Origin of the sequence: Corynebacterium sp., assembly GCF_052107835.1 — a bacterium.
In the GTDB taxonomy this organism is placed as follows: domain Bacteria; phylum Actinomycetota; class Actinomycetes; order Mycobacteriales; family Mycobacteriaceae; genus Corynebacterium.
Map to the genome: position 1 here is coordinate 1 of NZ_JBQEDF010000049.1, position 25,709 is coordinate 25,709.

General features: G+C 69.1%; 26 protein-coding genes and 1 tRNA gene. 8 read left to right on the forward strand and 19 right to left on the reverse strand.

What is annotated here, in order from left to right; translation table 11 throughout:
- Positions 1 to 47: 47 nt before the first annotated feature.
- The gene (locus tag ACTIL2_RS11680) at positions 48 to 1,055 is read right to left on the reverse strand and encodes an LLM class flavin-dependent oxidoreductase (RefSeq protein WP_442337634.1); all 1,008 of its coding nucleotides are present in this window, start codon (positions 1,053 to 1,055) and stop codon (positions 48 to 50) included.
- Positions 1,056 to 1,320: 265 nt separating this feature from the next.
- Here ACTIL2_RS11680 and ACTIL2_RS11685 point away from each other — a divergent pair, with 265 nt between their 5' ends.
- Positions 1,321 to 2,133, forward strand: coding sequence for an SDR family NAD(P)-dependent oxidoreductase (locus ACTIL2_RS11685; RefSeq protein ID WP_442337635.1), 813 nt, complete (start codon positions 1,321 to 1,323; stop codon positions 2,131 to 2,133).
- Between the two features lie 14 nt (positions 2,134 to 2,147).
- Here the strand turns inward: ACTIL2_RS11685 and ACTIL2_RS11690 are convergent, their stop codons facing one another.
- The gene (locus tag ACTIL2_RS11690) at positions 2,148 to 2,564 is read right to left on the reverse strand and encodes a phage holin family protein (RefSeq protein WP_442337636.1); all 417 of its coding nucleotides are present in this window, start codon (positions 2,562 to 2,564) and stop codon (positions 2,148 to 2,150) included.
- Positions 2,565 to 2,587: 23 nt separating this feature from the next.
- On the opposite strand from ACTIL2_RS11690, the gene ACTIL2_RS11695 reads away from it, so the two are divergent.
- Positions 2,588 to 3,778: a glycerate kinase gene (locus ACTIL2_RS11695; protein ID WP_442337637.1), complete on the forward strand. Its 1,191-nt coding sequence runs from the start codon at positions 2,588 to 2,590 to the stop codon at positions 3,776 to 3,778.
- On the opposite strand, the gene ACTIL2_RS11700 is transcribed toward ACTIL2_RS11695, so the two are convergent.
- Complete coding sequence (locus ACTIL2_RS11700) at positions 3,738 to 4,805, reverse strand: AbrB family transcriptional regulator (RefSeq protein ID WP_442337638.1); 1,068 nt, start codon at positions 4,803 to 4,805, stop codon at positions 3,738 to 3,740. The genes ACTIL2_RS11695 and ACTIL2_RS11700 overlap by 41 nt on opposite strands.
- A gap of 71 nt (positions 4,806 to 4,876) precedes the next feature.
- Positions 4,877 to 5,158 carry a DUF3618 domain-containing protein gene (locus ACTIL2_RS11705; protein WP_442337639.1) on the reverse strand — a complete coding sequence of 94 codons (282 nt, stop codon included), beginning with the start codon at positions 5,156 to 5,158 and terminating at the stop codon, positions 4,877 to 4,879.
- Between the two features lie 142 nt (positions 5,159 to 5,300).
- Between ACTIL2_RS11705 and bcp the strand changes: the two genes are divergently transcribed.
- On the forward strand, positions 5,301 to 5,780 hold the full coding sequence (gene bcp / locus ACTIL2_RS11710; RefSeq protein WP_442337640.1) for a thioredoxin-dependent thiol peroxidase: 480 nt from the start codon (positions 5,301 to 5,303) through the stop codon (positions 5,778 to 5,780).
- 228 nt (positions 5,781 to 6,008) lie between these two features.
- Here the strand turns inward: bcp and ACTIL2_RS11715 are convergent, their stop codons facing one another.
- From ACTIL2_RS11715 to ACTIL2_RS11725, 3 genes are all read right to left on the reverse strand, one after another.
- The gene (locus ACTIL2_RS11715; RefSeq protein ID WP_442337641.1) at positions 6,009 to 8,129 is read right to left on the reverse strand and encodes a neutral/alkaline non-lysosomal ceramidase N-terminal domain-containing protein; all 2,121 of its coding nucleotides are present in this window, start codon (positions 8,127 to 8,129) and stop codon (positions 6,009 to 6,011) included.
- A gap of 122 nt (positions 8,130 to 8,251) precedes the next feature.
- Entirely contained in the window at positions 8,252 to 8,515 is a 264-nt protein-coding gene (locus ACTIL2_RS11720; protein ID WP_442337642.1) for a hypothetical protein, read from the reverse strand.
- A gap of 53 nt (positions 8,516 to 8,568) precedes the next feature.
- A tRNA-Leu gene (locus ACTIL2_RS11725) sits at positions 8,569 to 8,653 on the reverse strand.
- 79 nt (positions 8,654 to 8,732) lie between these two features.
- Here ACTIL2_RS11725 and ACTIL2_RS11730 point away from each other — a divergent pair.
- Together ACTIL2_RS11730 and ACTIL2_RS11735 are read left to right on the forward strand one after the other, a co-directional pair.
- A complete protein-coding gene (locus ACTIL2_RS11730) occupies positions 8,733 to 9,173 on the forward strand; it encodes a hypothetical protein (RefSeq protein WP_442337643.1) in 441 nt (146 codons plus the stop codon).
- A gap of 6 nt (positions 9,174 to 9,179) precedes the next feature.
- Positions 9,180 to 9,551 carry a DUF3817 domain-containing protein gene (locus ACTIL2_RS11735; protein WP_442337644.1) on the forward strand — a complete coding sequence of 124 codons (372 nt, stop codon included), beginning with the start codon at positions 9,180 to 9,182 and terminating at the stop codon, positions 9,549 to 9,551.
- 6 nt (positions 9,552 to 9,557) lie between these two features.
- Here ACTIL2_RS11735 and ACTIL2_RS11740 read toward each other — a convergent pair whose 3' ends face one another.
- The 9 genes from ACTIL2_RS11740 to clpS form a co-directional block, all read right to left on the reverse strand.
- Positions 9,558 to 10,934 (reverse strand): amidohydrolase, encoded by a 1,377-nt coding sequence (locus ACTIL2_RS11740; RefSeq protein WP_442337645.1) that lies wholly within the window; start codon positions 10,932 to 10,934, stop codon positions 9,558 to 9,560.
- Between the two features lie 71 nt (positions 10,935 to 11,005).
- The gene (locus ACTIL2_RS11745) at positions 11,006 to 11,671 is read right to left on the reverse strand and encodes a non-canonical purine NTP pyrophosphatase (protein ID WP_442337646.1); all 666 of its coding nucleotides are present in this window, start codon (positions 11,669 to 11,671) and stop codon (positions 11,006 to 11,008) included.
- Positions 11,668 to 12,420, reverse strand: a complete 753-nt coding sequence (gene rph / locus ACTIL2_RS11750) for a ribonuclease PH (protein ID WP_442337647.1) — start codon at positions 12,418 to 12,420, stop codon at positions 11,668 to 11,670. The genes ACTIL2_RS11745 and rph overlap by 4 nt, the downstream gene beginning before the upstream one ends.
- 11 nt (positions 12,421 to 12,431) lie before the next feature.
- Positions 12,432 to 13,259, reverse strand: a complete 828-nt coding sequence (locus ACTIL2_RS11755) for an MBL fold metallo-hydrolase (RefSeq protein ID WP_442337648.1) — start codon at positions 13,257 to 13,259, stop codon at positions 12,432 to 12,434.
- A 61-nt stretch (positions 13,260 to 13,320) separates the two neighbouring features.
- Positions 13,321 to 14,145, reverse strand: coding sequence for a glutamate racemase (gene murI / locus ACTIL2_RS11760; RefSeq protein WP_442337649.1), 825 nt, complete (start codon positions 14,143 to 14,145; stop codon positions 13,321 to 13,323).
- Positions 14,146 to 14,173: 28 nt separating this feature from the next.
- The gene (locus ACTIL2_RS11765) at positions 14,174 to 14,812 is read right to left on the reverse strand and encodes a rhomboid family intramembrane serine protease (RefSeq protein WP_442337650.1); all 639 of its coding nucleotides are present in this window, start codon (positions 14,810 to 14,812) and stop codon (positions 14,174 to 14,176) included.
- Positions 14,809 to 15,849 carry a P1 family peptidase gene (locus ACTIL2_RS11770; protein ID WP_442337651.1) on the reverse strand — a complete coding sequence of 347 codons (1,041 nt, stop codon included), beginning with the start codon at positions 15,847 to 15,849 and terminating at the stop codon, positions 14,809 to 14,811. Before ACTIL2_RS11770 ends, ACTIL2_RS11765 begins: the two co-directional genes overlap by 4 nt.
- Positions 15,842 to 16,447 carry a DUF2017 domain-containing protein gene (locus ACTIL2_RS11775; RefSeq protein WP_442337652.1) on the reverse strand — a complete coding sequence of 202 codons (606 nt, stop codon included), beginning with the start codon at positions 16,445 to 16,447 and terminating at the stop codon, positions 15,842 to 15,844. Before ACTIL2_RS11775 ends, ACTIL2_RS11770 begins: the two co-directional genes overlap by 8 nt.
- Positions 16,448 to 16,461: 14 nt before the next feature.
- Positions 16,462 to 16,776, reverse strand: a complete 315-nt coding sequence (gene clpS, locus ACTIL2_RS11780; RefSeq protein ID WP_442337653.1) for an ATP-dependent Clp protease adapter ClpS — start codon at positions 16,774 to 16,776, stop codon at positions 16,462 to 16,464.
- 231 nt (positions 16,777 to 17,007) lie between these two features.
- Between clpS and ACTIL2_RS11785 the strand changes: the two genes are divergently transcribed.
- From ACTIL2_RS11785 to ACTIL2_RS11795, 3 genes are all read left to right on the forward strand, one after another.
- Complete coding sequence (locus tag ACTIL2_RS11785; protein WP_442337654.1) at positions 17,008 to 18,348, forward strand: nicotinate phosphoribosyltransferase; 1,341 nt, start codon at positions 17,008 to 17,010, stop codon at positions 18,346 to 18,348.
- Entirely contained in the window at positions 18,345 to 20,453 is a 2,109-nt protein-coding gene (locus tag ACTIL2_RS11790; RefSeq protein WP_442337655.1) for an ATP-dependent DNA helicase, read from the forward strand. The genes ACTIL2_RS11785 and ACTIL2_RS11790 overlap by 4 nt, the downstream gene beginning before the upstream one ends.
- Positions 20,454 to 20,536: 83 nt before the next feature.
- Positions 20,537 to 22,066, forward strand: a complete 1,530-nt coding sequence (locus ACTIL2_RS11795) for an AMP-binding protein (protein ID WP_442337656.1) — start codon at positions 20,537 to 20,539, stop codon at positions 22,064 to 22,066.
- Between the two features lie 22 nt (positions 22,067 to 22,088).
- Here the strand turns inward: ACTIL2_RS11795 and ACTIL2_RS11800 are convergent, their stop codons facing one another.
- From ACTIL2_RS11800 to ACTIL2_RS11810, 3 genes are all read right to left on the reverse strand, one after another.
- Positions 22,089 to 22,865, reverse strand: a complete 777-nt coding sequence (locus ACTIL2_RS11800) for an aminoacyl-tRNA hydrolase (protein WP_442337657.1) — start codon at positions 22,863 to 22,865, stop codon at positions 22,089 to 22,091.
- Entirely contained in the window at positions 22,866 to 24,104 is a 1,239-nt protein-coding gene (gene serB / locus ACTIL2_RS11805) for a phosphoserine phosphatase SerB (RefSeq protein ID WP_442337659.1), read from the reverse strand.
- Between the two features lie 185 nt (positions 24,105 to 24,289).
- The coding region (locus ACTIL2_RS11810) for a cbb3-type cytochrome c oxidase subunit I (RefSeq protein WP_442337658.1) at positions 24,290 to 25,709 on the reverse strand (1,420 nt) is incomplete at its 5' end.

Sequence of the window (25,709 nt, forward strand, 5' to 3'; positions counted from 1 at the left end):
GGGGTGGCCTGCTGTGTAGTGCCGAACCCGGACACGCATTCTGACCATTAACCCCGGGTGTCCGTGATGATCTGGAGGTAGTCCTCCGGGGCGAGCGCGTAGGGCAGGGCGAGGCGCAGTTCCGTGGCACCGTCGAAGGACGGGTCGGCGGACAGCCTGTCCGCGATTTCTTCCGTGCTCCCCACCAGGTCGCGCTGGATCACTGTGCCGCGGTCGCCGTGGCGGTGGCGTGTCCTCTCCTCCCGTGACTCCGCGAACCGCAGGTACCGCGCGCGCTGGTCCGGGTTTGCGGAGTCCAGCGGCACGATGACCCGTTCCAGTGCCACCCGCGGCGGCTGCTCCCCGCGGTAGGCGTCCCGGTAGTGGTCGATGCGGACACGTTGGGCCGCCTCGAAGTCGGGCGGCCCGTCCTGTGCTCCCCCGCTCTCGTCGGTGAGGTTCCCGAGGTAGATGCCGAGACCGCGCTCCGCGGCCCACCCCGCCGAGCGGTCCGATCCCGCCCCAAGCCACACCCGTCGGAGGAGACCGGGAATGTGGGGACGCACCGCGGGCCGGTGGTCCGTGCCGAACGGTGTCGGCAGCGTTTCGTCCGACAGGGGCCGTCCCGCCAGCGCCTCGAGGAACCGCTCCAGCAGGACGTAGGGGTCGGTCTCCGCGGAGACGTCGGGACGGTTCACCGGTTCCAGCAGCTCATGGTGCGGAGCGGAACTGCTGACACCGACGGTGACCCGGCCCCGGCTGAGGGCGTCGACCGTGGAGAAGTCCTCGGCGAGACGGAACGGCACCTCGAAACCGAGGGGGACAACATTGGTCTCGAGAGCTATCCGGGAGGTGCGTTGGGTGGCCGCCGCCAGCACGGTCAGGGCGGATGCCGTCCCCGTCTCGAGCTGGCGTTGGCGGACTCCGGCGGAGTCGTAGCCGAGCTGTTCCGCCTCCACGATGAGCTGGAGTGTGTTCTCCAGTCCGGTGGCGGGGTCGTCGTCGGTGAAGTTCCCCGGGATGGTGATGCCGACCCTGGGAATGGTGGGGGCCTTCTCCGGTACCTGGTGTGTCATGCGTGGATGTCCTCGATGTTCCCGGTCGTTCGGCCAGGATAGACTGATCGGTCTACTGTGCGGTACGCAGGGGCAGCGTAGCACCGGATCACACCGCCTTCGACGACTTCCTTTCACCGGTAGCCGATACCCTCCCCCTCCCCGGCGCGGCCGCGACCGACGGGGTAAGCACCCCCGGATGCGCGTCTCCTTGGTCACATCGCCCCTGCACACCCCAACCACTCCGCGCGCCCGGGGAGACTGGAGGTGAACAAGGAGGTTCACCATGAACATCAACGGCAAAGTCATCGTCGTCACCGGCGGCGGCGCCGGCATCGGCCAGGAAGTGGTCAACCAGCTGCTCAACAAGGGCGCGACGGTCCACGTCCTCGACCTGCACACCGAGGCCCTCGAGTCCATCGCCGACAACTGGGGCGGCTACCTCAGGCCCCACCGGATCAACATCGCCGACCGCGGGGCCGTCACCGCCCTCGCCGAGGAGATCACCACGGACGGGGCGGTGGACGGCCTGGTCAACGTCGCCGGGATCATCCACGACTTCATCGACGTCAATGACCTCGACGTCGAGGTCATCGAGCGGGTGATGGACGTGAACTTCTGGGGCACGGTCAACACCACCAAGGCCTTCCTGCCCACGTTGCTGAAGCGTCCGGAGGCCGCCCTGGTCAACGTCTCCTCGATGGGCGGGCTTGTGCCGGTTCCGGGCCAGAGCGCCTACGGCGCGTCGAAGGCGGCGGTGAAGCTGTTCACCGAGGGGCTGCAGGCGGAACTGCGGTCGTCGGATGTCTCGGTCAGCGTCGTCTTCCCCGGTGGCGTGGCCACGGATATCACGAAGAACTCCGGCGTCGACAGTGGTCCCGGTGGAGCCTCCGCCGACAAGGACGACAACGCGTCCGCCGCCTCCATGCTGACCAGCCCGCAGGACGCCGCCGCGAAAATCGTGGGCACCCTGGAATCCGGGAAGCCGCGTGTCCGCATAGGCAAGGACGCCGTGGCCATGGACATCCTTGGCCGAGTCCTGCCGACAAAGTCAATCTCCCTGATGGCCGCGCTGATGAAGCGGATCACCAAGGCCTGACCATCCGGCCACGATCAGCGCCGGGCAGACAGCAACCCGGTCAGCGGCCCCAGGATCCAGTTGACGACCGCCATGATGATCGCGCCCCAGAAGGCCGCCCCGAAACTGTCCACGGTCAACCCCAGTCCGATCGCCTGGGCCAGGGTTCCGGCGAGCATGAACACGAACGCGTTGATGACCAGGGCGAACAGCCCCAGGGTCAGGATGGTCAGCGGAAGTCCGAGCAGCCGCAGCACCGGCTTGACCGTCATGTTCAGCAGCAGGATCACCACCGCGGAGCCGAGGAACACCCACAGCTGGTCGTTCGCCCCGTCGCCGACCAGGGGCTCGACCGGTGCCGTCACGTGCACGCCGGCGACGAAGTACACCACGACCCACAGGGCCGCCGCTGTGCCGACGGCCCGGACGAGGAAGTTCCAGAAAAAACCCATGCCCCGAAGCTACCATCAGGGGTATGCGAATCGTCCTGGCCCCGGATTCCCTGAAGGAGTCGATCGATGCCCCCACGGCGGCATCCGCCATGGCCCGCGGTGTGCGGGACGCGCATCCTGACGCCACCTGCATCGAGGTCCCGCTCGCCGACGGCGGTGAAGGGACGGGCAGGACGCTGACCGCCGCCTTGGGCGGGACGTTCCACCCAGTCACCTGTACGGATGCTCGGGGTCGGTCCCGCTCCGCGGAGATCGGACTGGTGCGGGACGCGCCCACCAACGGCGGCACCACCGCCGTCGTCGAGACCGCGGAGGCCAACGGCCTGGGACTGATCGAGCCACCCGACCGGGACGTCCTGGACTCGTCCACCTCCGGGGTCGCCGACCTCATCCTCGCCGCCCTCGACGCCGGGGCGAAGCACCTCATCGTCGGCGTGGGCGGCTCCGCCACCACCGATGGCGGCGCAGGGCTTCTCGCCGGGCTGGGTGCCCGGCTGCTCGACGCCGCCGGCCACACCGTCGCGCCGGTCCCCCGTGAGCTTCACCGGCTGTCCCGGATCGACCTCTCAGGGCTGGACACCCGGCTCGAGGGAACCCGGATCACCGTCGCCAGTGACGTCACCAGCCCATTGACCGGTCCGGAGGGCGCGGCCGCCGTCTTCGGGCCGCAGAAGGGCGCCACCCCCGGGCAGGTTCCCGTCCTCGACAACGCCCTGTCCACCCTTGCCGATGCCGTGGAGACCGCCACCGGCAAGTCATTGCGGGACACCCCCGGCGCCGGAGCAGCCGGGGGACTCGGCTTCGCCCTGCTCACCCTCGGTGCGGACCTGCGTCCCGGCATCGACGTCGTCACCGATGCCACCGGCCTGCGCAGCCACCTCGAGCACGCCGATCTCGTCCTGACCGCTGAAGGCGCGGTGGATGCCCAGAGCGCAACCGGGAAGGTCCCGTCAGGAGTTGCCCGACTCGCCGCCGCGGCGGGCGTCCCCGTCGTCGTCCTCGCCGGACGCGTCGACGCAGGTGCCGATGTGCTGTTCGACCATCCGGACTTCCACGTCGCCGCCCTGGTTCCCATCATGCAGGGACCGTCCACACTGGAGGAGGCACTGCAGGACGCCCCCGCCAACCTGCGCCGGGCAACCGCCACCACGATGCGGCTGTTCAGCCTTCAGCTCAGCTCTTCGCTCCCCGACGCCGACCCCACCATCCGATAATGCTGGGCAGGTACGCACCGATGACCAGCATCGCCAGCGTCCGCATCACCTGCACCACCGTCACGATCGGCTCCGAGCCCGCCTCGTGGGCGAACGCGAGCACCGCGTAGATCCCCCCGGGGACGGTGGCCAGGTAGGCGTCCAGCAGTGACACCGAGGACAGCCGGGCGATCAGCAGCGCCGCCACGATCGCGCCGACGATCATCGCGGTGACGGCCGTCAGGATCAACGGCAGGACGTGCCGGAACTGCCGCAACGCCCCCTTCGTCAAGGTGCCGCCGGCCTGCACACCGATCACCGCGTAAGCGGCGACCAGCACCAGGCCCTCCGGTACCAGCCACTCGTCCGGGATCCCCACGACACCGGCGATCCAGGTCAGAAGCATGGCGATCAGCAGGTACGGGGCGGGGAGATTGACCACCCCGCGGGTGACCCGGACCAGGAGCCAGACCAGTGCCCAGACGACCGCGGCCCCGATGGCGGGACGCACCTCGGGTGTCCACCAGGGGGTCGCGTCCTGCGCGTCCCCGCCGCCCGTCTGTCCCCCGGCGAAGAGGTGCACGAACGCCGGCAGTGTGAGCACCACCAGCGACAGGCGCAGGTACTGTGTGAGGACAACGAACCGGACGTCCTCCTTCAGCTCCGAGGCGAGCAGCGTCATCCCGCTGGCCCCGCCGGCCAGGGTGGCCAGCATGGCACTGACCGCCGTGGCCGCCCCCGAGTGGTACAGCAGCCACGCCGCCGCGGCGCACACCGCCAGCGTCACCGCCAGTGCCAGCGCCGTCGGGGCGAGGTAGCCGAGCACGGTGGACCCGTCGAGCTCGACGAGCGGGGCCACGCAGACCATCGCGATGAGCACCTGGGCTGGCTGCATCACCCGTTTCGGCGGGGTGGTCTGCCGGTCCGAGAGGATCGCGTACAGTCCGAAGACCACCAGGAAGGCGAAGATCCAGGCCGCCGGGATCCCCGCCCAGTCGCACAGTGCACCGGTCCCCACCGCCAACGCCGAAACCCCGGCCAGTTCCACGGCACGCCTGGTGCCGGAGATGGGCCGGGGTTCGCGGTCTGCGCTGTCGCCGATGCCTCCGCTGATGGAGATCAGGACCTGGCGTCTGCCAGCAGTCGCTGGATTTCCTTGATCTGCTTCTTCTCGTTGCGCTTGCCGGCGATGGACAGGGCGACGATCAGGCCGACTCCAGCGACGACACCACCGATGATCAGCTGCACCTTGGGGTCGCTGAGCACGCTGGATACCTGCGTCTTGGCCTCGTCTGCGAGGTTCTTCGGCGCCGTTCGGACGCTGAGCTCGTCAAGCGTCTTGGCGAGCTGGTCACGGTTGCGCTCGATGTCGCTCTGGATGGCGTCGATAGTGCGGGCCACTGAAGTCTCCTGCGGTGATGTGCGTTGATTCGTGAATGACGGACGAAAGATCTTGGGCAATTGTACGTTCTCCGGCGGCTGCGGTGCAGAGGAACCGCCGACAACGGCGCGGCGCACATCGCGGGACGTACACTCGGGCACCATGAGCAACACTACAGAACGCACCATCCTCGAGGCCGGCGACACCGCCCCGTCCTTCACCCTCACCGACGACCACGGCAACGAGGTCAGTCTCTCCGACTTCGCCGGACGCAAGGTCCTGGTCTACTTCTACCCCAGGGCGAACACCCCGGGCTGCACCACGGAGGCCTGCGATTTCCGCGATTCACTGACCTCGCTGAACGGTGCGGGGATCGACGTGCTGGGCATTTCCCCAGACACCGTGGACAAGCTCACGAAGTTCCGGGACGACCACGAACTGACGTTCCCGCTGCTGTCCGACCCCTCGAAGGAGGTACTGACCGCCTACGGCGCCTTCGGCGAGAAGAAGAACTACGGGAAGGTCGTCCAGGGGGTTATCCGCTCGACGTTCCTGGTGGACGAGGAGGGGAAGATCGCCCTGGCGAAGTACAACGTGAAGGCCACCGGGCACGTCGCCCGGATCATCAAGGAAATCGCCTAGGGTTCCGCGCCTCCGCCGGAGGTCACCGCGGTAGTCGGCTGACTTTCACACCCTCCGCGATTCCCACATGCTGAGACTTGCAGGTCACAGCTCCGATAGGGTAGCCGGGATCTTCGGCCCGGTGTGAAACTCCCACCGTCACCGCTGGTTCACCCACCCAGCCCCCCAGCATCCCGGGTTCGGCCACGGCGGTCAGCCGGGCCGGGCGGCCTGGCACCATCATGACGGTCAGCGGACCCGGATATCGACACTCCCCTCGAATTTCTTCACGGCACCGCCAACGTCGCGCCAGTCGCCGCGCAGCAGCACGCGGTACTCCCCCGGCTCCACACCGTCGGTGTTCCAGTCCACGACGGCGGTGGTCTCCGTGAAGGTGCGGTGGAAGGTCAGCAGCGTCTCCCAGGACGAATCGTGGGCGATGACACCACCCTCCCCGTCCTCGATCCGCAGGTAGCCCTCCTCCAGCCGGAGATCATTGTTGGGGTTCGCACCGACGAACCGCACGGTCACATGTCCACCAGAGGCCACCTCCCTACTGGCGGGTTCCACGGACACCACGTCGCCGAACCCTTTGCCGGGCGGGGCTGTGTCGAACACCGGGATCGCCGCCGGACTGTCCGGGATGATGCCGGTCAGGTCCCCGGCCGGGCCGCCCTTCTCCCCAGGGCCCAGGGACCCGCCCGAGGCCAGCGCGCGACCCAGACCGTCGAAGACCTGCTGCACGGCCGGCAAGGTGAGCCGTCCGAACGCGGTTGCTCCTCCCTCGTAGTCCTGCTGCGTGTACTCCTCCGGGGTGGCGATGTAGTGGCCGTAGCCGCAGGAGTAGCCCTGGACCACCACGTTCTCCGGCGGCACACCGACCGCCTCAGCCACTGTCCGACGGATCCTCAACCCCGAGGTCGTCGTCGGCTCGAAGCCCAGGTGGGCGATCACCAGCCCGCCGATGCGCCACACCCCGAAGATGTGGCGCTGCTGGATCATCCCGTCCACGTAGCCCATCGGCAGCAGCATGTTCTTCGGCGCGTGGATGCGCCGCACGTCCTCCGGGATCGGGGCGACCTCATTGAGTTGCCGCACCCACGGCGCCCCGCCGCGTTCCCCTTCGTTGAGTCCGATGTCGACGTCCAGCCCGCCGCCGTCCTCCTGGCTGGACGCCGCGAATGCCGCGCCGAGGACGGCCGGTCCGGTCCGACCCGCCGCCCCGTCCGGCGTCCATGCCCCGTCGATCTGCACGCGGTCCATGTCCACCCAGCGCGAGCGTCCCTCCACGCCGGGGCGCCCCGCGGCGCCCCCAGTACCGATCGGTGTCCCCGCTCCGGGCCTGGCACCGTCGGCCTGCGCGGACCCGAGGATCTCCACCGACCGCTTCTGACCGGAGGTCCCCGAGCCACCCGGACCGGACTCCGGCTCCAGTCCCATGTTCGGGGTCACGTCCCCCGGGGCTCCCTGGGAGAACGCTGCAATGAACGGGGCTGCGCCGAGATCGAGGTGGTCGACACCCGCGGCATGCTCCACCGACCAGGCCGCGAAACCCTTGTTGTCGCCGGAGATGTGCTTGATCTCGTGGCTGAAGCTCGTGGCGTGCACCGAGTACCAGTTGATCAGCCCCACGGGCTCTCCGCCGCGGGACACGTGCAGGGTGACCGAAGTGCGGTCGATGCCGCCCGGGTTCGCGTCGCGGTCGGCCTGCGGGTTCTTCTCGAAGGCGAGGTGGGAACGGTTCGCACCGACCCCGTCGATCTCGGTGCTGACCAGGGACAGTTCGGACGGTGCGATGTCCGCGTGGGCCCGCTCGATCGAGCGGACGATACCCGTGACCTGCGCCTCGAAGGTCACCGGACGGAAGCCGAGGGTCACCAGATCCACCATGGCGTGCCCGGAGCGCCCGCCGGGACCGACGTGGGTGTGGGTGGCGCTGAGGACCACGTTGTCGGTGCTGTATGTCTCGCCGTACTTCTCCCTGAGACGCCGGACGACCTCGAGGAACACCGACTGGAACATCAGGGGTGTGTCGACGGTGACGTGGCAGAACCGGTTGTCCCCGTCCTCGAAGATGAATGCCCGGGAGTACAGGCGCTGCCGGATTCCGGCGGTGGTCTGCTCCTGCACCGCGTAACCGTCCATCCCCGCGCCGAGGGGTTCACCGGTGGTGTCGGCGATGCCGCGTCCCACCGAGAAGCCAGGGGACGAGGCCCCTGCTGCCGGACTGTCCGCCGCCGTCCCCGCCCGTGCGGACGGCGTCCCCGCCCTGCTGGACCACAGCACCGTGCCTCCCATCGCAGCGAGCGCGGCGAGGAACGTCCTGCGCGAGAAATGCGGGGACTGTCGGGACTGGTGGTGGTCGGTCATCTGCACTCTCCTGGGGCGGACTACGTCGGCTCGGCGACCTTCCTAAGAAAGCTACCGGGCCGGTGACTGCCGCGCCGGACATCGCCCGAAGAACTCCCACCGGCTTCTCCCGGAGCCAGCGGCTAGAACCGCTCGGTGTGGTACTCCGTGTAGCCGCAGGTCTGGCACTGCCGCTTCTGCGTCATGTCGAAGGCCACCGGATGCTCCGGGTGCTCGCCCCACACATCAGTCTCCTGGTGGTACTCCCATTCACCCCACAGATGCTCGTGCTCCGGAAGCTGCTGCACGGTCCCCTCCACCTGCCTCCTCCGTCGCCGGGCCATCAGGAAGGCACCGGCGGGAATCCCGGCGCCGAGACCGATGAGGAGGAAGATCACTTCGGACATGGCACCTATTCTTCCACTGCAGCCCGTCCACCGTGACCCGTCCACTGCGACGGTGCGCCCGGGGGGACTCGAACCCCCACATCCGTCAAGGACACCAGGACCTAAACCTGGCGCGTCTGCCAGTTCCGCCACGGGCGCGCATGCCCGCGTACAGGCACGCGCAATATCGTAGCAGTCTGATTCGAACAGCAGCGCACCCGCGGGTACCCTGGGCAGCGTGCCTGACGACGCCACCGGCGGTACCCCCACCGCACCGAAGACCAGCCCTTTCTCCACCCGAGTGCGCGTGGTCCAGCTGTCCTTCCTCGCGCTCGCCGTCCTGGCCACCATCGGTCTCGCCTGGTGGCAGTGGGACCGCTGGACCAGTGGGGACGGCTCCTTCCAGAACCTGGGCTACGCCCTGCAGTGGCCGGTTTTCGGCGCATTCTTCATCGTCGCCTACCGCAAGTACATGGAGTACGAGCGCGACCGTCTCTCCGGCGAGGAGACGCCGGCGGCGCCCGAACCGTCCCCGGAGGACGCGCCCCGTGAGATCCCGCAGGACGTTCTGCCGCAACGTCCGACCGCCGATTCCGACCCGTTCGTCGACGACCGTCGGCAGCAGGCCAGGAACCGTACCAGCGACAACCGAACACCCGACACGAACAGGACCAGCTGACCCCCGATGACTGAACCAGTCTCCACCATCCCCGATGACCGCAAGCGCCGGGTCAGGGGTGCCCTGACCCGTTACTCCGTGCTCGCGTACATCACCGGGCTGTTCCTGCTGTTCCTGTGTGTGGAGATGGTCCTGAAGTACCTGGTGTTCCCACCGCTGGACATCGCCGAGCCCGGCTGGTTCTCGATAGTGGGCACCACCCACGGGATGATCTTCATGGTCTACTGCGTCACCTGCCTGGACCTGGGGGTGAAGGCCCGGTGGGAGCCGAAGAAGTGGGTCACCACCATCCTGGCCGGTGTGATCCCGGTGCTGTCCTTCGTGCTGGAGAAGCGGCGCCGCAACGAGGTCGTCTCGACCTTCAACCTGCACAGCTAGCACCGCCTAGTCCACCGGGGAGGTCTCCACCTTCGCCCGGCGCATCGCCGCCGCGTCCACGTTCCCCGCCGTACTCCCGGAGGCGACCCCCGTGTCCGCCGACCAGTTCTCCGGGGCGGCCGGCCAGTCGTGCGCCAGGCAGCCCAGTACCGCCACGGCCGCGGCCTGCGTGGTCACCGGCAGTGAGTTGATGTCCGGCAGGAACCCCGGGTTGTGGTTGGTCGGCACGTCGATGTCGAGCCGTCCGGCCTTCTCCGCGCGCTTCCACTGGGTCCGCGGGGTGATCCCCACCGTCCAGAACAGGTAGGGCGCGCCGAAGGCCCGCGGGATCACCGAGAAGTCCTCCGAGGCGGTCCACGGCTCCATCTCCCGGGACTCCTCGCCGAAGAACGCGTCCAGGTGCGGACGGACCACGTCATAGGCCCGGGGATCATTGTCGGTGGCGGAGAGCAGACCGAGGAACTTGAACTCCGGCTCCCGCTCACAGCCGGCCGCCATCGCCTCGGACCGGACAATCCGCTTGATGGCGTCCACCGCCCGGGTGCGCAGCTCCTCCTCGTAGAACCGGCAGCTCAGCGTGATGCGTGCGGAATCCGGGATAACGTTCGAGGCTTTGCCCGCCTCCACCGACGCCACGGTCACCACCGCGAACTTCCCCGGCGGCATCTCACGGGACACCACCGTCTGCAGCTTCATCACCACCGACGCCGCCAGAACGACCGGGTCCACCGACCGGTGCGGCATCGAGGCGTGCGCGCCGCGTCCGAACAGTGTCACCTCGAGGGTGGTGGAACTCGTCAGTACCGGCCCCGGCGCGCTGAACACCAGGCCGGACGGCCCGGGCACCACGTGCTGGCCCAGGCACACGTCGGGACGGGGGATGATGGTCCGCAGCCCGTCCTTGACCATCCCGTGGGCACCGATGGCCGCCTCCTCGGCGGGTTGGAACAGGAACACCACAGTGCCCTGCCACCGGTCCCGGGTCCCGTCGATGATCCGCATCGCCGCCAGGGCGCTGGAGGTGTGGGCGTCGTGCCCGCAGGCGTGCATGGTGGGCACCCGCAGACCGGTGGAATCCAGCTGGGTGTGGGTGGAGGCGTAGTCCACCCCGGAGTTCTCGGCGACCGGCAGCCCGTCGAAGTCGGACCGGAACAGCACGGTGGGCCCGTCACCGTTGCGCAGTACGGCGGTGATGCCGTAGCCGCCGATTCCGGTGGTGACCTCCCAGTCGGTGAAGCGGCGCAGTTCCAGGCCGATCCGGATCGCGGTCCACTCCTCCGCCCCGGACAGCTCCGGGTGCTGGTGGAGGTCCTTGTAGAGACTGGTGAGCCAGTCCCGGTCCAGCGCAGCGTCTGCGACGATGTCGGCGGGAGCGGCGGTCACGGGCACGGTCTCACGGGTCCTCTCGGTGGGGCGACGGTGTATTCCCTGACCACCCTACTGTCCCGGGGACGCTACTGCGGTGTGGGAGACGCCAGTGAGGCGAGCAGCGGGACGAGTTGCGCCAGCGCACGGCCCCGGTGGGACAGTTCGTCCTTGCGCTGCGGGGACAGTTGCGCCGAGGACGTCCCCGGCTCCTCATCGGGTTCGAACAGCGGGTCGTAGCCGAAGCCGTTCTCCCCCTGCGGTTCACGCAGCAGGGTGCCACGCCACGTCCCGCGGACGGTGGTCTCCGTGTCGAGCCCCCTCCGCTCAGCGAGATCCGAAGGCACGGCCAACGCGCAGGCGGACACGAAACCCGCACCCCGCCGGTCATCCGGGACGTCCGACGTCTGGGCGAGGAGCAGGCGGTTGTTCGCCCCGTCATCGCCGTGGCCGCCGGACCACCGTGCGGACAGGACGCCGGGCATGCCGTTCAGCGCGTCCACGCAGATCCCGGAGTCGTCGGCGACGGTCGGCAGTCCGGCGTAATGGACTCCGTCGTGGGCCTTGATCAAGGCGTTCTCCTCGAACGTGGCACCGGTCTCCGGGGTCTCGGGGTAGTCGCCCACGTCGCGGAGGCTGAGCAGGTCGATGCCCGTCACCCCGGCGGCCCGGAGCACGCGGTGCAGTTCGGCGAGCTTCTTCTGGTTGCGGGACGCGACCAGGACCCTGAGCTTCTCCGTCACAGGTTCCGTCACAGCGACACCGTCTCCCCCAGCTCAGCCGCCAGCGCCTTACGCTGCAGTGCGGTGAGGTCACGCAACCCACCCTCGGCGAGGTCCAGCAGGACGTTCAGCTCCCCTCGGCTGAACTCGGAGTTCTCCCCGGTGCCCTGGATCTCCACGAAGTGCCCCTCCTCGGTCATCACCACGTTCATGTCCACGTCCGCGCGGCTGTCCTCCTCGTAGGGCAGGTCCAGGCAGCCGACGCCGTCAATGACGCCCACGGACACCGCGGCCACCGGGTCCAGCAGCGGCTCGCCGGGGACCACGCCACGCTCCTGCAGGACGGCAAGCGCGTCAGCCAGGGCAACGTAGGCGCCCGTGATCGAGGCGGTCCGGGTGCCGCCGTCGGCCTGCAGGACGTCACAGTCGATGTTGACGGTGTTCTCCCCCAGGGCCCGCAGGTCCACGGCGGCGCGCAGGGAGCGTCCGACCAGCCGGGAGATCTCCTGGGTACGCCCCTTGACCTTGCCCTTCACCGATTCGCGCTGCATGCGCTCGGCGGTGGCCGAGGGAAGCATGGCGTACTCGGCGGTCAGCCACCCCTCGCCGGAGTCCCGCTTGAACCGCGGCACACCCACGGAGACGCTGGCGGTGCACATCACGCGGGTGTCGCCGAACTCGACCAGCACACTGCCGGCCGGGTTGGTGGTGAAGCCGCGGGTGATACGGACGTCGCGGAGCTGGTCGACGGAACGGCCGTCGGTACGGGTGAAATCAGTCATGTCACGACAGCCTACCGCCCCACGTCCACCACCGAATCGGGCCGGGCCAGTTCCACCGGGCCACCAAAGAAACGACGGGCCCCCCGCAGTGCCCCCTCGGGGTCACCCCACGGGGGGATGTGCGTGAGAATGAGACGTCCCACCCCCGCTGCCTCGGCCGCCTGTCCGGCCTCCTCACCCGACAGGTGCATCTGCGGCGGATTGTCGCCGTTGTCGCATTCCCCCCAGGTTGCCTCGCACAGCAGGACATCCGCCCCGGTCGCCAGTGCCGCCAGATGGCCCGTCGGGGCGGTGTCACCGCTGTAGACCAGCGACGTTCCGTCCGAATCCTCCACCCTGACCATGTACGACTCGGTGGGGTGCACCGCCGGTGCGGCGAAGAGCCGGGCACCGCCGACCCGGTGCCCGGGGTAGGCCGTGCCGCGGCTCCCGTCGTCAAAGGGGACGGGAGCGGCCTCCAGCGGGGGTGCCTGCCAGGGCCGGACGTCGAGGATGTCGGAGAAGTCGTCGACGTTGTCGGGATGGTCCGCCCCGTTACGCCCCAGGTACAGCGCCGAGGTCGACGGCCCCAGCAGCGAATGGCGTTCCCGCGCCGGTGCGGTGGGGTGGAACCGCTGCCACACGACCAGGGACGGGAAGTCGGAGCAGTGGTCAGGGTGCAGGTGGGAGAAGGCGACATCCACCTCGCCCGGCGCCCCGAGTTCCTCCAGGCGTGCCAGGACCCCGGGGCCGATGTCCAGGAGGATCTGCCTCCCGTCCGCCATCCGCAGCAGGTAGCCGGAGGCGGGGTTGTCGGGGGCCGCCACACTCCCGGAGCATCCCAGAATGGTCATGTCCATGGTGGATATTGTGACACGTCCTCCCCCGGAATCGGGCAATGACGGGCGGTGGGGTTCGTCTCTACCGCAGCATCTCTGGGATCTGGGCCACACCGGTGACCGAGGGGCCGAGGAAACGGCTGGCGAGGTTGGCGAACCGCTGGGGGTCACCGGTGGACTCGAAGGTGCGTGTCACGTCCTGCGTAGTGTCCTGGCCTGCACCATCGGCCAGCAGGTCCTGTTCGGAGAGCGTGCGGTAGACCTGCTTGGCGGTCTCCTCGGCCGAGGAGACCAGGGTCACATCATCCCCCATCACCAGCTGAATCACGCCGGTCAGCAGAGGGTAGTGGGTGCAGCCCAGGACCACGGTGTCCACACCGTTGTCCTTGAGCGGCTCCAGGTAGGTCTCCGCCAGGCCGAGCAGCTGGCGTCCGGAGGTGATGCCGCGTTCCACGAAGGGCACGAACTGCGGGCAGGCCCGGGCGAAGACCTCCACATTGGGGCTCGCGTTGAAGAGGTCCTGGTAGGCGCCGGACGTGACGGTCGCCTGCGTCCCGATCACCCCGATCTTCCCGTTGCGGGTCGCCGAGACCGCACGGCGCACCGCCGGCAGGATCACCTCGACGACGGGCACGGGGTAGCGCTCCCGGGCGTCCCGCAGGAAGGCCGCGGACGCGGAGTTGCAGGCGACGACGATCATCTTGCACCCGCGTTCCACCAGCTCGTCGGCGATGCCGGTCGCGAGTTCACGGACGACGGCCAGGGGCTTGTCGCCGTAGGGGGTGTTCGCGGTGTCCCCGATGTAGATCGTGGATTCGCCGGGGAGCTGGTCGATGATGGTCCGGGCGACCGTCAGTCCGCCGACGCCGGAGTCGAAGATGCCGATCGGTGCATTCACGTCACTCATGGTCCCCGAGCCTAGCCCCCACGCGACGTCATCGGCCGCGCACGGCCTTCCTGCCCTCCAGCCGCGCCGCCGACTTCCCCGACCCCCAGGCGGCGATCGCGCCGCCGACACCTCCGAAGAGGTGCCCCTGCCAGCTCACCCCGGGTTCGTTCGGGAAGATCCCCCAGAACAGGCCCGCGTAGGCCACCATCACCACGATGCCGAGCAGGATCTGCAGGACGCTCCGGGTGAAGAACCCGCGGATGGCCAGGAACACCGCCCACCCGTAGATCAGCATCGAGGCGCCGACGTGCACCGTATTGTCCCCGCCGAAGGCGAAGACCCCCGCACCGGCGACCAGTGTGGTCACCACGGTGGACACCCACACCGCCTTCTGGCCCGACAGCGCGACCAGGAACAGCAGCACGGCGACGGCCGGGGTGTTGGCGGCCAGGTGGGCGGTGTCGACATGGATGAACGGGGCCGGCAGAATGCCCCAGATCCGTGACAGGTCCTGGGGGTGGATGCCCCAGTTCACCAGCAGGTTGCCGGACAGCCAGTTGACCAGCTGGATGATCCACAGGGCGGCGAGGAACACCAGGGTGGTGATCAGCGCCTGGGCGAAACGTCCACGCTGGTTGTCCCGGGACTTGTTCCCGGGTGTCGCCGGTGATTTCTCGGGTGTCATGCTGTGCCTCCGGTGATGATGTCGCGCCAGGCGGGAATCCCGAAGGCGGTGTCGGCGGACAGGACGGCGTGGACCACGGCCCGTTCCACGCAGGTGGCCGCGGTCGCGCACAGCACCGCCAGTTCCATCTGGTCAACGCCGCCGCCCTCCCCTCCGGTCCGCGCGCCGTCCGGTGCGAGGGCGAAGATCGTGTCGCCGTCCATGGGCAGGTGGGAGGGGCGGACCGCCCGGGCGAGTCCGTCGTGCGCGGCCATCGCCAGGCGCTGCGCCTGGGCCTTCGTCACGGGCGCATCGGTGGCGACCACGCCGATGGTGGTGTTCAGCGACGGCGGGACCTTCATCCCGCCGGGACCCCGCTCCAGTGCCGCGGCGAGTCCGTCGGACGTGGGGTCGGGGAGTTCACCGAATTCATCGCCGACACCGGACGTCGCGCCCCACAGGGTGCCGTCCGCCGGGTTGAACACCGAACCCACCGCGTTCACCACCAGGCCGGCGGCGACGGTGCGCCCTTCGCCCGGCCCCTGTCCGATCACCGTGCCGGCCTCGCCGAAGCCGCCTTTCACCGCGCCGGCTGTCGCCCCGCGTCCCGCTCCAGCGTTGCCGGCGGCCGCGGGTGCGCCCCCGAGGGCGGCGACGGTGGCGGCGCGTCCGGTGTCCGCCGTGGGACGTGACGACGCCTCGCCCACCGGCAGGTCGAAGATCACGGCCGCCGGGACGATGGGCACGACGGGACCGTCGGGCACCTCCTCACCGAACACACGGAAGCCGATGCCACGCTCCTCGAGCTCGGCCATGACTCCCCCGGCGGCGTCGAGCCCGAAGGCGGATCCGCCGCACAGGGCCACGGCGTGGACGGACTCCGCCGAGTTCGAGGGTGTGAGCAGGTCCGTCTCGCGGGTGCCCGGCCCTCCCCCGCGGACGTCCACCGCGCCGACGGCACCCTCGGGGCACACGACGACGGTGGCACCTGAGCTCTCCACGTCGGCGTGCCCCACGAACAGTCCGGGCACAGCCGCCAGGCCGTTGCTGCTACTCATCAGGGGCTTCCGGGTCATCCGGCTCATCCGGGACGTCCAGGGCACCCATGACCGCGGTCAGCAGACTGTCCTGGTGGTACCCGAGCCAGTCGAGGTAGTTCTCCGCCGCCTTGACCTCCTTGGACCCCTCGCCCAACTCCTCGCGGAACTGGTCGAGCTGGGCATTGTGGAAGGTCCGGATGTCGGCCAGTGCCCCGAGCCAGGGGCGCACCTCCTGGGCACTGAGGCTGATGTTCACGGAGCCGTCCGGGCCGAGGATGTCGCCCATCATGCGCAGGTTGAGCAGCTTGCCCTTGATGATGTCGGTCTCGTTGAACTGCCTGGACACCGATGATTCCCCGTCAACCTCCTCGTCGCCCTCCCGGAAGAACGAGGGGAGCATCGCGGCGAGGACCGGGTCGTCCGGGGCATCGGCGTGCCCTGACGGCAGGCCCGTCATCTCGGCCAGGTCATCCTTCGGGGCGGAGCGGGCGCGGTCGATGAGTTTCTCGCCGACGGTGGCGGCGCTGTCGCCGAGCATCTCTCGTTCCAGCGGCTCAAGTTCGGTGAGGTAGCGGATCCCCCGCACCAGGCCCTTCTTCTTCACCCACGGTCTCATGGCGTCTGCCCGTCCTATCCTTCGCTGCGTTGCATGGTGGCCCACAGTCCGGCGGTCTGCAGCTTCTTGACGTCTCCCTCGACCTTGTCCCTTTCCCCCGAGCTGACAACGGCCTTGCCCTCGTTGTGGACCTGCATCATCAGCTCGGTGGCGCGCTTGCGCGAGTAACCGAGGACGGTCTGGAACACATAGGTCACGTAACTCATCAGGTTCACCGGATCATCCCAGCAGATGCACAGCCACGGAAGATTGGCCTCCGTCGCGGTGTCCGGAAGCTGCTCTTCCACAGGGGTGGCCGCTGGTGCGGCGGGAGCGGCTGGTGAAGTCATGTGGCCCAGACTACCGCCAGACCTCCCGGTGATGCAGACGTCTTCGCCGGACAGGGGGAACCGTCCCCGCGTTCGCCCCCGTACCCCGGCGGAAATTCGGCGGGTGGCAGCCGCACCGGCGATTCGACCACAGCACCGGGTCTGTGACCTGCACTTCTCGTACAGGCCGATCCTTCGACGGGCACGGACCGTGCCCAATCCTCCCGCCGGACGATGATCTAGACTGTTGACGTGACCGAGTACACCGACACCACCGAGAACAGCGTCGGCACCCTGCCCTCCACGGCACTGCTCACCGACATGTACGAGCTGACCATGCTGCAGGCCGCACTGCGCGACGGCACCGCCGACCGCCGGTGCTCCTTCGAGGTCTTCACCCGCCGGCTGCCCAACGAGCGGCGCTACGGGGTGGTCGCCGGCACCGCCCGCGTCCTGGAGGCCGTCCGGGACTTCCGGTTCACCGACGAACAGCTCGACGGGCTGGCGTTCCTCGACGACACCACCCGCGAGTACCTGCGCACCTACCGGTTCTCCGGCGAGATCGACGGCTACCGCGAGGGCGAGCTCTACTTCCCCAACTCCCCGATCCTCACGGTCCACGGCACATTCGCGGAGACCGTGATCCTGGAGACGGTGATCCTGTCGATCCTGAACCACGACTCAGCCATCGCGTCCGCCGCCGCCCGCATGGTCACCGCGGCCGAGGGGCGCCCCATCATCGAGATGGGCTCACGGCGCACCCACGAGTACTCCGCCGTGACCGCCGCCCGCGCGGCCTACCTCGCCGGATTCGACTCCACCTCGAACCTGGAGGCCGCCGCGCGCTACGGCATCCCCGCCGGCGGGACCAGCGCGCACGCCTGGACGCTGCTGCACGTCGACGATCAGGGACAGCCCGACGAGACGGCGGCCTTCCGGTCCCAGATCGAGGCCCAGGGGGTCGGCACCACCCTGCTGGTCGACACCTTCGACATCACCCAGGGCGTGCGCAACGCCGTCGAGGTCGCCGGGACCGGACTCGGCGCGGTCCGCATCGACTCCGGCGACCTGGGTGTGCTGGCCCGCCAGGTACGCAGCCAGCTCGACAGCCTCGGGGCCTACGACACGAAGATCGTGGTCTCCTCCGACCTCGACGAGTTCGCCATCGCCGCCCTGCGCAGCGAACCGGTGGACACCTTCGGCGCGGGAACGGCCGTGGTCACCGGCTCCGGGGCACCGACTGCCGGACTGGTGTACAAGCTGACCTCGGTCGACGGCCACCCGGTGGCGAAACGCAGCAGCCACAAGGCCAGCCACGGGGGTGCCAAGCGCGCCCTGCGGGCCTGCCGCGCCACGGGGACCGCCGTGGAGGAGGTCGTCTACCCCTTCGGGGAGGACGCCCCGGACCTCGGCGTCCTGCGGACCCACGAGCTCACCGTGCCCCTGGTACGCGCCGGTGAGGTGGTCGATGACCTGCCCACCATCGGGGAGACACGTGAGCACCTCGCCCGCCAGCTCGTCTCCCTGCCGTGGGAGGGCCTGTCCCTGTCCCGTGACGAGCCCGCGCTGACCGTGCGCTTCATCGGCCTGTGAGCTCCCCCGACACCGGCACGGATCCCGGTACTGACGCCGGCACCCTCGCCCTCCTCGACCATGCGGTCGCCGAACTCGGGGGCACCCGGCGCGACGGGCAGCGCCGGATGGCGGACGCGGTGTCCACCGCCATCAGCGGCGAACGCCACCTGGCGGTGCAGGCGGGAACCGGTACCGGGAAGTCCCTGGCCTACCTGGTCCCGGCACTGCAGCATGCCGTGGCGTCCGGCGACCGGGTCGTGGTGTCCACCGCCACCCTGGCCCTGCAGCGCCAGCTCATCAACCGCGACCTGCCCCGGGTCACGGACGCCCTGTCGGAGAAGCTGGGCCGCCGTCCCAGCTTCGCGATCCTCAAGGGGCGCAACAACTACCTGTGCCTCAACCGCATCGGCGGCACCGGCACCCTCGGCAGCGGCACCGACGGTGACGATGGCGGGGACGGCGGGGACACCACGGCCCTGCTGGACGAGGCGGGTCTCACCGCCACCGGATCCCAGGTCGCCCGGCTCCACGAATGGGCCGAGGAGACCGGTGACGGCGACCGGGACTCCCTGCCGAAGGGGGTCAGCAACCAGGCGTGGCGCCAGGTCAGCGTCACCAGCCGCGAGTGCGTCGGGGCATCCCGCTGCCCCTTCGGCGACCAGTGCTTCGCCGAGGCCGCGCGGGAGAAGGCCGCCAGCTCGGACGTGGTCGTCACCAACCATGCCCTGCTGGCCATCGACGCCCTGGCGGACCAACCCGTGCTGCCCGAGCACGACACCGTCATCATCGACGAGGCCCATGAGCTGGAGGGGCGCATCACCTCGGTGGCCACGGAGGAGTTGTCCGGTGCCGCCGTGGCGATCCTGGGGCGGCGCTGCGAGAAGGCCGGGCCGGACGACTGCGCCACCGACCTGCTGGACGCCGGGGATTCCTGGACAGCCGCGATAGAGACCGCGGTGACGACCCGCACCGCCCCGGAGGGTCGCTGGACCAGCGTTCCGGCGACCCTGGGCGAGCCACTGCAGGCGTTGAGGGATTCACTGTGGAAGACCAGGATGCGTCTGTCCGGCAGCAGTTCACTGACCGGCGGATCACAGAACGACCCCGAGAAGACCGCGGAGATCCACTCCTGCGTCGCCGCCTGCGAGGAACTCCACGACACGGTGGTGAGGATCCTCGACGCGTCCCCGGCGGAGGGCGACGGTGACGGTACGGACCCGACGGACACCGGCACCACCGACACCGACGCCGACACAGCAGCGTCGCTGCTCGGTGAGGACGTGGTGTGGCTCGCCGGGGACCACAACCGCCGGGCCGTCCTCGTCGCCCCCCTCAGCGTCGCCGACCTGCTCCGCCAGCGCCTGTTCACCGATGCCACCGTGGTGCTGACATCGGCCACCCTGGCGCTGGGCGGCCGGTTCACCGCGATGCTGGCGACGTGGGGTCTGGCGTCGTCGAAGTGCACCACACTCGACGTCGGCACCCCGTTCGACGCCGCCACCCACGGCATCCTCTACACCGCCCGGCAACTCCCCCCGCCGGGCAGGGAGGGCACGTCGCCGGACACCCTCGATGAGCTCGCGCAGCTGATCACCGCCGCCGGAGGCAGGACGCTGGGACTGTTCTCCTCCCGCCGCGCCGCGGAGAACGCCGCCGCCGAACTTCGCACCCTGGTGCCCTACGAGATCATGTGCCAGGGCGACGACTCCCTCGGCGCCCTGATCGACCGTTTCCGCGAGGAGCCCGAGACCTGCCTGTTCGGCACCCTGAGCCTGTGGCAGGGGGTGGACGTCCCGGGGCCGTCACTGTCGTTGGTGGTCATCGACCGGATCCCGTTCCCCCGTCCGGACGACCCGCTGTCGCAGGCCCGCAAGGAGGCCGTTGATTCGGCCGGGCGCAGCGGCTTCATGGAGATCGCCGCCACCCACGCCGCCCTGCTGATGGCGCAGGGGTCGGGACGCCTGCTGCGCTCGGTCGACGACCGGGGGGTGGTGGCGGTGCTGGACCAGAGGCTGGTGACCAAACGCTACGGATCCTTTCTGCGTGCGTCGATGCCGCAGTTCTGGCAGACGGTCGACGGAGACACGGCCCGCGGGGCGTTGCGTCGGCTACGACAGGGGTGAGGCGGGTAGGCTGGCCGTGAACAGTTTGATAGGGAACACACGAACCCACCCTTCGTCCCACCATTGCGCCCAGGAGGACACACATGCCCGTCACGAGTGACCGTCCCGACGTCGACGTGCCAGACGTCGGTCTCTACGAGTACCTCTACGGCGGACTTGCTCCCGAGGACGAGGACCGGGTCGCGGTCGTCGACCTCGCGGGCGGGACGGAAACCTCTTTCGCGACTCTGCGCAGCCACGTCGACTCCGTGGCCGGGTGGCTGTCACGCCACGGCGTGGCCAAGGACGATGTCGTGGCCCTGCACTGCCCGAACTCGGTGGAGTTCGTCGTCGCCGCCCATGCGGTGTGGCGCCTGGGCGCGGTGCTGACCCCGGTTCCTCTGCTGGCGAACCCGTCGACGGTGGCCCACCAGATCCAGGACTCGGGGGCGGGCACGCTGCTGACCCTCGCCGGGCTCGGCGACGGCGGTGCGGAGGCCATCGGGCTGGCCGGGCTGGACACCGACCGTCTGATCCAGCTGGACACCTCCCGGGGGCTGAACCAGATGCTCGCCGAGCGGAACACCCCGCCGCGGGTCGATTTCGACCCGGCCACGCAGATCGCCGCACTGCCGTACTCGTCCGGCACCACGGGCCTGCCGAAGGGTGTCCGGCTCACGCACCGCAATCTGGTGGCCAACCTCGCCCAGGTCGAGGACGCGGGCATCGTGGGACGGAACGACGTCCTCTTCGGCGTCCTGCCGTTCTTCCACATCTACGGGCTGACGTCGCTGGCGAACCTGTCGGTGCGCCTGCGGTCCCGGCTGATCGCCGTGCCCCGCTTCGAGCTGAACACGTTCCTGCGCAGCCACCAGGCCTACGGCGTGACCTTCACCTTCATCGCCCCGCCGGTCGCGGTGGCCCTGGCGAAGCACCCCGCCGTCGACGACTTCGACCTGTCCTCGCTGCGCGCGGTGCTCTCCGGTGCCGCGAGCATGGACGAGGAACTCGCGAAGTCCGTGGCCGACCGGCTGGGCGTCGCCGTGTACCAGGGGTACGGACTGACCGAGTCCAGCCCGGTCACCCACCTCAACGTCCGGGGGGCACTGTCCCCGGGGTCGATCGGCCTGCCGGTGGCGAACACCGAGCACAAGATCGTCGATCCGGGGACCGGGGAGGAGACCGACGGGGAGGGCGAGCTGTGGGTGCGTGGTCCCCAGGTCATGGCGGGCTACCTCAATGCGCCGGACGCGACGGCGAACGCACTGCCCGGCGACGGTTGGCTGCGTACCGGTGACCTGGCCCGGCAGGGGGCATCCGGCGAGGTGTACATCGTCGACCGGCTCAAGGAGCTGATCAAGTACAAGGGCTACCAGGTTCCCCCGGCGGAGCTGGAGGCCGTGCTGCTGACCCACCCCTCGGTCGCCGATGCCGCGGTCGTCGGTGTGACCGGCGAGGACGGCGAAGAGGTGCCGAAGGCCTTCGTGGTGGCGACCGAGGACGTCGAGGCAGACAGCATCATCTCCTACGTCACCGGGAAGGTGGAGCCCTACAAGAAGATCCGGTCACTGGAGTTCATCTCCGAGATCCCGAAGTCGGCGACCGGCAAGATCCTGCGGCGCGAGCTGAAGTAGCATCCCTCTGGCGTGCGGGGCATCACCTCCGGCTCAGGGCCACCACAGTGTTCGAACCTGGTGCAACCTCGGTGAAACCTCCGTCACGGACCACGGCGGCAGCTCCGGGCGCCTCGCCGGACTCCTTGGCGAGGGCGATCGCACGCACCTGGGCGAACCGCTCCGCAGCAACCTCACACACATGCAGCGGGAACCCGTCGGACGCCCAGGCCAGCGCCTCGTCCTGCCCCATCTCCGCGGCCAGCAGCATCGAACCATGGCCCACCTGGGCCGCTGCCTTCCCCACGGTCATCCCCAGCGAAGCGTCCACGTAGATCACCGGGTGGTTGTCACCGGGTAGGACGTCCTCCTGCCCCTCGTCCACGACCAGGTCCGTGCCCTCGATCTGCAGCTTGTTGACCAACGCAGGTGTCCCGGACACCGGGCACGGCGTGAATGCCCGGGCACTGGCGCCTCCCACCGTTGCAGTGACCCCGGGGACGGCCTGGACATCCCGCCACTTCTTGTTGCGTGCCCGACGGGCGACCTTGCGTATCCGTGCCCCGTACCAGCGCAGCAGTGCCGCGGCGAACGCCGACGCTTCCGGATCCTCCCCCGCCCGGGGATCCAGGCACACCGACACGCAGGCGACCGCGGCGGCCTCCAGCAGGTCACGACGTGCGGGACGGGGTTCATGCGGGATCTCCAGCACCAGCGGCATGGCCTGGACCGTGGACGGGTCGGACGGATCCTCCCCGTCCCTGTCGTCCAGGACAGTCACGAGGCGCCGGTGGGCCGTCCTCACAAGATCGGCGGACACTCAGTACTCCAGTGGGACGCGGTGGTAGGTGCCGTCCTCCATGTCCGCGGCGTCGATCTCGTCGCGGTCGATGCCGAGCATGAACAGCACCTCATCCATGAACGGGTGGTTCACCGCCGCGTCCGCCACCTCACGCAGGGCGGGCTTGGCGTTGAAGGCGATGCCCAGGCCGGCGACCGACAGCATCGCGATGTCGTTGGCGCCGTCGCCCACCGCCACGGTCTGGTGCAGGGCGATGCCGTTGGACCAGGCGAACTCCTTGAGGCTCTCCGCCTTCACGTCGCGGTCGATGACCTGGCCGATCACCCGGCCGGTGAGCTTGCCGTCCACGATCTCCAGGGTGTTCGCCCGGTAGAAGTCCAGCCCCAGTTCGCGGGCGAGAGGCTCGAGCACCTGGACGAAGCCGCCGGAGACCGCACCGGTACGGAAGCCCAGACGCTTGAGCGTGCGGATCGTCGTCCTAGCACCCGGGGTCAGGGTGACCATGGCGGCGACCTCGCTGATCACCGAGGCGCCCAGCCCGGCCAGAGCCTTGACCCGCTCATGCAGGGACTCGGCGAAGTCCAGCTCGCCGCGCATCGCCCGCTCGGTGACGGCGGCGACCTCGGCCTCACGGCCCGCATGGGCGGCGAGCATCTCGATGACCTCCTGCTGGATCAGCGTGGAGTCCACGTCGAAGCAGATCAGGCGCGGGGCACGGCGGGTCAGGCCGGCCCGTTGGATCGCGATGTCCACCCCGGTCTCGTGGGCCAGCAGGGCGAGGGCGCGGCGAAGCTGTTCACTGCCGCCCGGGGTCGGGTCGGCGGCGGTGACCTTCAGCTCCAGTCCGGTGACCGGGTAGTCGGCGATACCGCGGATACGGTCGATGTTCGCCCCGTTGTCAACCAGGGTCTGGCCGATGGCGGAGATGTGCTCCGCGGTGACGGGGTTCCCCAGGACGATGACCGCGTGGGTGGAGCGTTCCCGGCTGGCCTCGAGCTCGTCGCTGACATCGAGGCTGATGTACATGTTGCGGTCGGCCAGTTCGTCGTTGAGCGCCTGGCGCATCGCCTCGGTACTCCCGGCGACCACCCCGATGTAGGCCGCGAGGTTGAGGTTCCCCCGGAAGATGGCCTGCTCGACGTCCAGGAGCTGGACGCCGTGGTCGGCGAGGATGCGGAAGAAGTCCGCGGAGACCCCGGGAGCGTCCGGTCCGGTCACGGTGACCACGCCCGGGGACAGTCCCGGTGCGAGGCTCACGGTGAGATGGCGGGGGGCGTTCGGCTGGGTCTGGCGACTGTGCTGGCTGTGCTGGTCCACGTGCCTCATTCTTTCACGACTGCCCCGGCACGCGAACAGCCGCACCCCGCGTAGTTGGGGTGCGGCTGTGGTCGCCTGCCGGGCTGTGCCCTGCGGTACCGGCCCGAAGGCCGGGAGTGGTTCGCCTAGAAGTGGCGTCCCACGTGTGCTTCCTCGCGCGCGGTCTTGACCATGTGCGGGTAGTGCAGCTCGAAGGCGGGACGCTCCGAACGGATCTTCGGCAGCGAGGTGAAGTTGTGGCGCGGCGGCGGGCAGGAGGTTGCCCACTCCAGGGAGTTGCCGTAGCCCCACGGGTCGTCGACGGTGACGACCTCACCGTAGCGCCAGGACTTGAAGATGTTCCAGATGAACGGCAGCGCGGAGATGCCGAGGATCATGGCACCGACGGTGGACACCTGGTTCAGGAGGGTGAAGCCGTCCTGGTCGAGGTAGTCGGCGTAGCGGCGCGGCATGCCCATGTTGCCCAGCCAGTGCTGCACCAGGAAGGTCATGTGGAAGCCGATGAACGTCAGCCAGAAGTGCAACTTGCCGAGCTTGTCGTCCAGCATGCGGCCGGTCATCTTCGGGAACCAGAAGTACACACCGGCGAAGGAGCCGAAGGCGACGGTTCCGTAGAGCACGTAGTGGAAGTGGGCGACCACGAAGTAGCTGTCGGACAGCTGGAAGTCCAGCGCCGGGGACGCCAGCATGACACCGGTCAGACCACCGAAGAGGAAGGTGGCGAAGAAGCCGATGGCGAAGACCATGGGGGTCTCGAAGGTTATTCGGCCCTTCCACATCGTGCCCAGCCAGTTGAAGAACTTCATACCGGTTGGCACGGCGATCAGGAACGTCATGAAGGAGAAGAACGGCAGCAGCACCGCGCCGGTGACGAACATGTGGTGCGCCCAGACCGCCAGCGACAGGGCCGCGATCGACAGGGTCGCGAAGACCAGGCCGACGTAGCCGAAGACCGGCTTGCGGGAGAACACCGGGAAGATCTCCGACATGATGCCGAAGAACGGCAGGGCCAGGACGTAGACCTCAGGGTGGCCGAAGAACCAGAACAGGTGCTGCCACAGGATCGCACCGCCGTTGGCGGGGTCGTAGATGTGGCCACCGAGCAGGCGGTCGTAGAGCACACCCAGGCCCGCGGCGGTCAGCAGCGGGAAGATCAGCAGCGCCAGCAGCGAGGTCACCAGGATGCCCCAGGTGAAGATCGGCAGGCGGAACATGGTCATACCCGGTGCGCGCAGGCACAGGATGGTGGTCATCATGTTGATCGCAGCGACGATGGAACCCACACCACCGACAGCGACACCGACGACCCAGAGGTGGGAACCGACGCCCGGCGAGTGGATGGCATCCGCCAGCGGCATGTACATCGTCCAGCCGAAGTCGGCCGCGCCACCGGGGGTGAGGAAGCCGGACAGCATGATGACGCCGCCCCACGTGGTCAGCCAGAAGCCGAGCGTGTTGAGGCGGGGGAAGGCGACATCGGGGGCACCGACCTGCAACGGCATGATGTAGTTCGCGAAGCCCCACACGATCGGGGTACCGAACAGC

Excerpts from the sequence above, each read along its gene's own strand:
- ACTIL2_RS11680 (WP_442337634.1), bottom strand. The coding sequence starts at position 1,055 with ATGACACACCAGGTACCGGAGAAGGCCCCCACCATTCCCAGGGTCGGC.
- ACTIL2_RS11685 (WP_442337635.1), top strand. The coding sequence starts at position 1,321 with ATGAACATCAACGGCAAAGTCATCGTCGTCACCGGCGGCGGCGCCGGC.
- ACTIL2_RS11690 (WP_442337636.1), bottom strand. The coding sequence starts at position 2,564 with ATGGGTTTTTTCTGGAACTTCCTCGTCCGGGCCGTCGGCACAGCGGCG.
- ACTIL2_RS11695 (WP_442337637.1), top strand. The coding sequence starts at position 2,588 with ATGCGAATCGTCCTGGCCCCGGATTCCCTGAAGGAGTCGATCGATGCC.
- bcp (WP_442337640.1), top strand. The coding sequence starts at position 5,301 with ATGAGCAACACTACAGAACGCACCATCCTCGAGGCCGGCGACACCGCC.
- ACTIL2_RS11715 (WP_442337641.1), bottom strand. The coding sequence starts at position 8,129 with ATGACCGACCACCACCAGTCCCGACAGTCCCCGCATTTCTCGCGCAGG.
- ACTIL2_RS11720 (WP_442337642.1), bottom strand. The coding sequence starts at position 8,515 with ATGTCCGAAGTGATCTTCCTCCTCATCGGTCTCGGCGCCGGGATTCCC.
- ACTIL2_RS11735 (WP_442337644.1), top strand. The coding sequence starts at position 9,180 with ATGACTGAACCAGTCTCCACCATCCCCGATGACCGCAAGCGCCGGGTC.
- rph (WP_442337647.1), bottom strand. The coding sequence starts at position 12,420 with ATGACTGATTTCACCCGTACCGACGGCCGTTCCGTCGACCAGCTCCGC.
- ACTIL2_RS11755 (WP_442337648.1), bottom strand. The coding sequence starts at position 13,259 with ATGGACATGACCATTCTGGGATGCTCCGGGAGTGTGGCGGCCCCCGAC.
- murI (WP_442337649.1), bottom strand. The coding sequence starts at position 14,145 with ATGAGTGACGTGAATGCACCGATCGGCATCTTCGACTCCGGCGTCGGC.
- ACTIL2_RS11765 (WP_442337650.1), bottom strand. The coding sequence starts at position 14,812 with ATGACACCCGAGAAATCACCGGCGACACCCGGGAACAAGTCCCGGGAC.
- ACTIL2_RS11770 (WP_442337651.1), bottom strand. The coding sequence starts at position 15,849 with ATGAGTAGCAGCAACGGCCTGGCGGCTGTGCCCGGACTGTTCGTGGGG.
- ACTIL2_RS11775 (WP_442337652.1), bottom strand. The coding sequence starts at position 16,447 with ATGAGACCGTGGGTGAAGAAGAAGGGCCTGGTGCGGGGGATCCGCTAC.
- clpS (WP_442337653.1), bottom strand. The coding sequence starts at position 16,776 with ATGACTTCACCAGCCGCTCCCGCCGCACCAGCGGCCACCCCTGTGGAA.
- ACTIL2_RS11795 (WP_442337656.1), top strand. The coding sequence starts at position 20,537 with ATGCCCGTCACGAGTGACCGTCCCGACGTCGACGTGCCAGACGTCGGT.